6 protein-coding genes are annotated in these 5,505 nt (G+C 71.6%); 4 read left to right on the top strand and 2 right to left on the bottom strand.

What is annotated here, in order from left to right:
- The 3 genes from KSO97_RS09770 to KSO97_RS09780 all read left to right on the top strand — a co-directional run.
- A partial coding sequence (locus KSO97_RS09770) for an NAD(P)/FAD-dependent oxidoreductase (protein ID WP_232678340.1) occupies nucleotides 1-1,875 on the top strand: 1,875 nt, incomplete at its 5' end.
- 61 nt (nucleotides 1,876-1,936) lie between these two features.
- Nucleotides 1,937-2,377 (top strand): nuclear transport factor 2 family protein, encoded by a 441-nt coding sequence (locus KSO97_RS09775; RefSeq protein ID WP_232678342.1) that lies wholly within the window; start codon nucleotides 1,937-1,939, stop codon nucleotides 2,375-2,377.
- Nucleotides 2,374-3,273, top strand: a complete 900-nt coding sequence (locus KSO97_RS09780) for a TIGR03619 family F420-dependent LLM class oxidoreductase (RefSeq protein WP_232678343.1) — start codon at nucleotides 2,374-2,376, stop codon at nucleotides 3,271-3,273. The genes KSO97_RS09775 and KSO97_RS09780 overlap by 4 nt, the downstream gene beginning before the upstream one ends.
- A 133-nt stretch (nucleotides 3,274-3,406) precedes the next feature.
- Here the strand turns inward: KSO97_RS09780 and KSO97_RS09785 are convergent, their stop codons facing one another.
- Nucleotides 3,407-3,718, bottom strand: a complete 312-nt coding sequence (locus KSO97_RS09785; protein ID WP_232678345.1) for a GNAT family N-acetyltransferase — start codon at nucleotides 3,716-3,718, stop codon at nucleotides 3,407-3,409.
- A 110-nt stretch (nucleotides 3,719-3,828) separates the two neighbouring features.
- Nucleotides 3,829-5,076: a CDP-glycerol glycerophosphotransferase family protein gene (locus tag KSO97_RS18285; RefSeq protein ID WP_232678347.1), complete on the bottom strand. Its 1,248-nt coding sequence runs from the start codon at nucleotides 5,074-5,076 to the stop codon at nucleotides 3,829-3,831.
- Nucleotides 5,077-5,252: 176 nt separating this feature from the next.
- Between KSO97_RS18285 and KSO97_RS09795 the strand changes: the two genes are divergently transcribed.
- On the top strand, nucleotides 5,253-5,444 hold the full coding sequence (locus tag KSO97_RS09795) for a DUF5302 domain-containing protein (protein WP_232678349.1): 192 nt from the start codon (nucleotides 5,253-5,255) through the stop codon (nucleotides 5,442-5,444).
- The last annotated feature ends 61 nt before the right edge of the window (nucleotides 5,445-5,505 follow it).

Below are 5,505 nucleotides of genomic sequence, written 5' to 3' on the forward strand. Positions count from 1 at the left end.
GGCACGCCGGAGGGCCTGCCGAGCCAGCGCACGGTCGACTACTTCGCCGCCCGGGCCGCGGGCGGCACCGGGCTGATCACCGTCGGCGCGACCGGCGTCGATCACCGCCATCCCGAGACGCCGGGTGGGCTGCAGCTCGGCACCGACGACTCCGTCGCCGCACACCGTCGGGTGGTCGACGCCGTGCACGCGCACGGCGCGCGGATCCAGCCTCAGATCGTGCACGCGGGCCCCGACGGACTCGGGCCGGAGATGTTCGGCGTCGACTCGCTCGGCCCCTCGGTGATCCCGTCCTACCTCACCGGTCGGCCCTCCCAGGAGGCGACGCCGGAGCAGATCCGCGAGGTCCTCGGACTCTTCCGCGCCGCGATCGTGCGAGCCCGCGAGGCCGGCTACGACGGCATCGAGCTGCACGCCGCGCATGGCTACATGTTCCTGGGCTCGTTCCTCGCGCCCCAGCGCAACCGCCGCACCGACGACTACCGCGGCGACCGTCCTTCGGGTCGCTTCCACGCCCTGCTCGAGGCGCTCGGCGAGATCCGCGACGAGGTCGGCGCCGACTTCCCGATCACCCTGCGTGTCTCGGGCTACGAACGGGTCGCGGGCGGCAGGCCGATGTACGAGCTGGCCCAGATGGCGCCGCTGCTGGTCGAGGCCGGGGTCGACGCGTTCCACGTGAGCGGCGGTGTGATCGACCGGCTGGTCACCCAGATGGTCAACGGCGCCTCCGACGGTGCCGCGCTCAACGTCGGCGCGGCCGCGACGATCAAGCAGGCCGTCGACGTGCCCGTGATCGCGGTCGGTCGCATCCACGACCCGGTGCTCGCCGAGCGGATCCTCGCCGAAGGGCGTGCCGACTTCGTCGCCATGGGCCGCCCGATGCTGGCCGACCCCGACCTCCCCCGCAAACTCGCGGCTGGTCAGGCTCACCGCGTGCGCCAGTGCATCTCCTGCCAGAACTGCATCGACAGTCTGGAGCAGCGCTTCTCCGTCGACTGCGCGGTCAATCCGCGCACGGGTCGTGAGGCCGAGCTCGACCTCACCCCCGTGGCGCAGCCACGCGAGGTGCTCGTGATCGGCGGTGGGCCGGCCGGCCTGGAGGCGGCCCGCGTCGCCGCGCTACGCGGGCACCGGGTACGGCTCGCGGAGGCCACCGAGCAGCTGGGCGGCGCGTTCGTGGCGGCCAGCCAGGTGCATCCCGAGAACTCGCCCTACCTCCGCTGGCTCACCGACGAGGTCGGCGCCGCGGACATCGACGTCCGCCTCGGCACCCCGATCGATCCGACGACACCCGGCCTCGACGGTCTCCTGGCATCGGACGACGCGTCGGCGGCCGTCGTCGTCGCGACCGGCGGCGAGCGGGTCTACCCCGACCTGCCCGGCGCCGAACTGCCGCACGTGCACCGTGGTCACGCGATCAGCGCGGCCCATCCCACCGAGCTCGCACCCCGGTCCCGGGTCGTGGTCGTCGGCGCCGAGCTGGCCGGCGTCGAGGCCGCCGAGGTGCTCGCCCGCGCAGGCCATCTGGTCACGCTCGTCGAGACGCGACGGGACTTCGCACCCCATGCGGGCTGGAAGCGCAAGACCGAGCACATGGACGCCCTCGACCGGCTCGGCGTCACCTTCCACGTCGGTGCCGCGGTCGAGCAGATCACCACGGACGGCGTCGTCCTCGCGCCCCGGCATGGGCCGACGCGCACGCTGCCCGCCGACGCCGTGCTGCTCACCGGCGAGGTCGCGGCCGACTCCGCGCTCGCCGACGCGCTCCGCGCGGCACACCCCGGGCTCGACGTCGTGTGCGTCGGAGACGCCGACGGCTTCGGCATGCTTCACAAGGCCGCACTCGACGGCGTCCGCGCCGGCTGCGCACTCTGAGCCACCATCCACCGATCACCACGACCGAACATTCGCCCCACCAACCTCCGAAGGAAGTCCGATGGCCACCGACATCACCGATCCCGACCGCAGCACCCACCCGGCTCTGTGGGCGTCCCACCAGTCGTGGAAGGCGGTCCAGAGCCACGACAAGGCCGCGTGGCTGGGCCTGATGGCCGACGACGTCGTCATCGAGGACCCCATCGGCGAGGCCATCACCAATCCGGACGGCCAGGGCGTGCGCGGCAAGGAGGCCGTCGAGGCCTTCTACGACACCAACATCGCGGTCAACAACCTCTCGGTCGACTGCGAGGAGACGTTCCTCTCCAGCAACGGCTCGGAGGTGGGCCACGTGCTGAAGCTGACCAGCCGCTTCGACGGCGGGCTGGTGAGCGTCGTCCGCGGCATCTTCACCTACCGCACCAACGAGGAGAACCTCCTCACCAACCTGCGCGGCTACTGGCACATGGAGGCGATGACCTTCACCAACGAAGGCGAATGACCATGCCGCTGCGCTTCACCTACATCGACGCGATGGTCGACCCGACCTTCCTGATCCCGCTGGCCCAGGCCGCGGAGAAGGCGGGCTACGACGGGTTCGCGATCCCCGACAGCATCGCCTTCCCCGAGGAGTCCGACTCCGCCTACCCCTACAACGGCACCGGCGACCGCGAGTTCCTGCGGGACCGCCCCTTCATCGAGCCGTTCACGCTGATCGGCGCCCTGGGGGCCGTGACGTCGACGATCACCTTCAACACCTTCGTCTACAAGCTGCCCATGCGGCACCCGGTCGCGGTCGCCAAGCAGGCGGCGAGCGCGGCCGTGATGAGCGGCAACCGGCTGCGATTCGGCGTCGGACTCTCGCCGTGGCCCGACGACTACGCGCTGGTCGACGTCCCGTGGGAGCGGCGCGGCAAGAGGTTCGACGAGCAGATCGACATCGTCAAGGGACTCACCGCAGGCGGATTCTTCGGCTACACGGGGGAGTTCTACGACTTCTTCCCGGTGGAGATCTGCCCGGTGCCGACCGAGCCGATCCCGATCCTGTTCGGCGGCCACAGCGAGCCGGCGCTCAAGCGCGCCGCGCGGGTGGGCGACGGCTGGATGTATGCCGGCCCGACGGCGGGCGACGATCTGTTCGCCCTCATCGACCGGCTCCGCGACCTGCGCGCGGAGTACGGCCGCGCCGACGAGCCCTTCGAGATCCACGCCATCTCCTACGACGCCTACAGCGTCGAGGGCCTGAACAAGCTCGAGGCGGCCGGCGTCACCGACGTGATCATCGGCTTCCGCGACTCCTACCAGCCCGGCGTCGACACCGAGACCCTCGAGCACAAGGTCGCCACGCTCTCCGGCTTCGCCTCCGGCGTCATCGACGCCTATCGCGCGCAGGCCTGATCCGGCACCCCGGTCGTCGCGTCTGTCGAGACCCCCACCCACCGGTGGTCGAGCCTGTCGAGACCCCCACCCACCGGTGGTCGAGCCTGTCGAGACCCCCACCGCATCTCGACAAGCTCGATGACCGAGAGGCTCAGGCGTCGTAGACGACCAGCGTCAGCGGGTCGACCGGATGGCGGCCGACGACGTGCCCGTGCCGCAACGCCAGGCTGAGCAAGGCGGGCGCGTCGTCCCAGACCGAGGCGCAGGCGAGGAGTCCGCGCGCCCGGGCCCACTCCAGCCGCGCGCGCACCAGGGCTCCGGCGACGCCCTGCCCACAGAAGCCCGGCAGGACGGCGAGGCCGCCGTGATGCCACAGCGACTGCTGCGCGAGCTCGGTGCGGACGGCGGCGCGCGGGCGGTCGGCCGCCGGCGCGACACCTGGCGCACCCACGACGATGGTCATGGCAGCAGGGTGGAGCCGTGCCGCCCCTCTCAACCAGAGGCGTAGCGGGCGTTCATCACGTCTTCACCGATCGTCCGCACAGACTGCCGGCCCCTGCGTCGGGGTCCCGGTCAGGCGGTCGCGGCCGACTCGTCGACGCCGCGCAGCCGGTGCCGCAGCGCCACGAGGGCACCGACCTGCTCCACGAACCGAGCCGTGCTGTCGCCGACCTGGAGGTCGTCGAAGTAGTGGCGACGCATGGCCTGACGTGCCAGGTGCAGCTCGTCGCCAGCCGGGTCGAGCCGCGCGGCGAGCACCGCACCCAGCCGGTCGAGCATCTCGCCGTCGACGACGTCGGCGCACCGGCTCACGGGTACCTCTCGGCGCAGCCGCTCGGCGTCGCCGTGGCGGTCGGTGATCAGGATCGGTGCGTCGGTGCGCAAGTAGAGCCAGTCGAGGCCGACGGAGGAGACGTCGCTGATCATCGCGTCGCAGTCGGGGATGACGGCGAGGATGTCGCCGATCTCGACCGAGGTGTGGCCGACCCCGGGCTCGAGGGCGGCAGCGCGCGCGACCATCCGCACGATCTCGCGGTGCGCCTCCCGGATCGCCGGGTCGGGGCTCGTGACGACCTTGGGGTGCGGCTTGTAGACGGCCCGGACACCGGGCATCGCGAGGACGGCGCGCATGATCGCCACGCCGATGGTGTCGACGGAGCTGAAGTTGTTGTAATCGGCGTCGCCTTCCCACGTCGGGGCGTAGAGCACGGTCGCGCAGTCGGTCGGGGCGAGGAGCGGAGCAGGCCGCAGGTCGAGCTGCGGGCGTCCGACCCGGACCAGGCGGGCCTCGTCGAACTCCATCAGCTCGCCGAGATAGCGCTGCACCGCAGCTTCTCCGGCCACGAACACCCGGTCGTAGGCCTTGGCGTTGTTGCTGGCCATCGACTGCTTGTCGCTCTCGCCGTGGTTGACGTGCACGTGGAGCTTGCTCGGGTCGAGCAGCGACTGGAAGTTGAGCATCGAGTTGTTGCAGTAGAGCACCACCGCGGCGTCCGTCGACGCATAGAGGACGGTCAGCTCTCCGAACTCGGGCACCAGTGCGATCGGCAGCGCGGTGTGGGCGCGGACGACGTCGGCGGTCGCCGGGTCGCGCAGCACGATCGCGACCGGTCGGGTGGTGTCCAGGACGTCGAGCACGGGCAGCCACTGCAGCAGCTGGTAGGCCCGGGTCTGATCGTCGGGGAAGTAGGCCAGCACCTGAACGCGGGCGAGGTCCGGGGAGGTGTCGCGGGCATGCAACGGGGCCGAGAGAGGGGATGACACCGGGGCCGGGTCGACGGCCAGGCGGGGCATCGCCGTGGGAGCAGTGGGGTGGATCACCAGCAGACGGTACGGCGTCGGTGATGCGAGCGTGTTTTCCGGGGCGTCGGCGGGGTGCGACAACCCGTTCAGCACCCGCGAAGGACGCGCGGAGTGCGGTAACCCGGTCGCGTCGGATGAGCGCCGCGTGCGAGGGTGGCGGTCCGCACCACACCATCGACGGAGAGGAGTGGACGATGCCTGAGAACGACAAGAGCCAGCCGCCGCAGAGCGAGGAGCTCCGCGCGAAGTTTCGTGAGGCGCTCGATCGCAAGCAGGCCGGTGGCGGCGTGAACGCCCGGGGCCGCGGCCGCGGGAAGGTCGCCGGACCGCACCGCAGCGAGACCTCGGGTGCCGAGCAGATGTTCCGCCGCAAGAGCGGCTCGTAGAGCCCCCCGGCACCATCGGCGGCCGTCGACGCCGGGCATCGCCCCGGGTCGGCGGCCGTCG

The sequence above is a fragment of the Nocardioides sp. R-C-SC26 genome (assembly GCF_021246465.1).
GTDB lineage: Bacteria > Actinomycetota > Actinomycetes > Propionibacteriales > Nocardioidaceae > Nocardioides.